The sequence below is a fragment of the Microcystis sp. M53603_WE2 genome (assembly GCF_030065435.1).
Genome location: NZ_JASJFF010000608.1, coordinates 1 through 1,563 on the forward strand (window position 1 = coordinate 1; position 1,563 = coordinate 1,563).

General features: G+C 45.7%; 3 protein-coding genes. 1 reads left to right on the forward strand and 2 read right to left on the reverse strand.

Annotated elements, in window-relative coordinates; all coding sequences use genetic code 11:
* A partial coding sequence (locus tag PX481_RS12945) for a lysophospholipid acyltransferase family protein (protein WP_288094695.1) occupies nt 1–488 on the reverse strand: 488 nt, incomplete at its 3' end.
* 550 nt (nt 489–1,038) lie between these two features.
* Between PX481_RS12945 and PX481_RS12950 the strand changes: the two genes are divergently transcribed.
* On the forward strand, nt 1,039–1,239 hold the full coding sequence (locus PX481_RS12950; RefSeq protein ID WP_002798182.1) for a hypothetical protein: 201 nt from the start codon (nt 1,039–1,041) through the stop codon (nt 1,237–1,239).
* Between the two features lie 56 nt (nt 1,240–1,295).
* Here PX481_RS12950 and PX481_RS12955 read toward each other — a convergent pair.
* On the reverse strand, nt 1,296–1,563 hold a 268-nt coding region (locus PX481_RS12955), incomplete at its 5' end, for a hypothetical protein (protein ID WP_288094696.1).

Sequence of the window (1,563 nt, forward strand, 5' to 3'; positions counted from 1 at the left end):
ACGGGTAACAGGGGAACTCCCGCTTTAGCGGCAATCATCGCCGCACCTAGCTTTGGTTGATGGATCAATCCGTCCTCGGTGCGCGTTCCCTCCAGAAACACTCCCACTGCCCAGCCCGCCGCTAATGCTCCCATCGCCGCCCGAATTGCCCCGCGATCACCACTGCCGCGTTTAACGGGATAGGCCCCATAAATAGCGATCGCCTGTTTTAAAATCGGGACAGTAAATAATTCTTCTTTAGCCATATAAGCTACGGGGCGACGTACGGCACAGGACAATAGGGGTGGATCGAAGTAACTGGCGTGATTGCAGACGATAATCAGAGGATGACGCTGGGGGACATTTTCCACTCCGTAAACGCGACCGCGAAAATAGCCGTGTAGGGTTGGGCTAACGATCGACCATTTAAAGAGATGATATAAAACTAAACTGGCAAAAGGTTCTCGCTCTTGAGGCTGGTTCATGACTGACAACTGTTCCCTAGACATGGAAAAGCCCTCGGGAGTCTTGCCGTGTTTCGACCCCAAGGACTTTGCTTTCTTCTCACTCCTCACACAATTGAAATATATAACAATTTATGGGTTAGGGAAAGGTTAAGCGTGCCGCTTTCTTAACTGGCATAATTACTTACCTAGGGTTTGCGGCAAAAAGTTTTTCCTAGGGGTAGGGTGTGGGGTGTGGGGTGTGGGGTGTCGGGTTTTACCGATTTTCAGGTGGTCAATTACCTCATTTTCGATGGTAATTAGGGTTTGCTGAAAAAGTTTGTTGGTGGGGTTAGGAGTCAGTGGCCGGTCGTTTCAGGCTTTGTTGCCCTTCTTTTTTTTATACCAGTCTATGTACTACAAGAAGAATAATGCAAAGTTTTTGAATGTCCCAATCCTATATTCTTGCACTAACATCGGATTTTAACAGGTCAAAAGCCTTATTTTAAAAGGGTTTTACCATTATTCAGCCAGCCCTAATTAATTTTGCTTAGGTACTTAAAAAAAGTTGGGTTAAAATATAAAGGCCAAATCTAGTCAGAAAAAGAGAATTTTTATGGAAAAACAGGTAAATTGTGCTGTAGATTGCCTAAATGGTTGTATTTTAGGCGATAAATGCCCCAATCAAGCTCATGCCGCTGAAGCAGCCAAATTCATTGCCGAAACTTCTTTGGAAAAGATGCTAGAAATGGCAGAAGCCGCTAGACTAAAAAAACTGACGCAACCGACCCAATGGATTATTCCCGATGATTTCTAGGGTTTGGCCGGGGAACGGGGAACGGGGGTTAGTTCGCACCTTGCCGACAAAATTGGCTACAGTTCCCCTGGGGTGCGGGGTAATACGGCTCGGTTAAGCCTAAAACTCTGGTTGAGACTGCATGGGAGCGGGGAGCGGCTATGGCCAGAAATCTTAAGAAAATCTTTAATTAGAGCTTGCTGAATCAGCAATTCCAAATTCAAACGGTAGTGTAGGATACAGAATTGATTTCGCTTCTGTCCCTCAAAATAGAGTGAACGAGTTGCCCATTGGGTTTTGCAGGAATGGAAGTCCAAGATTTGAGTTTTATAGGGATGCTGAGCT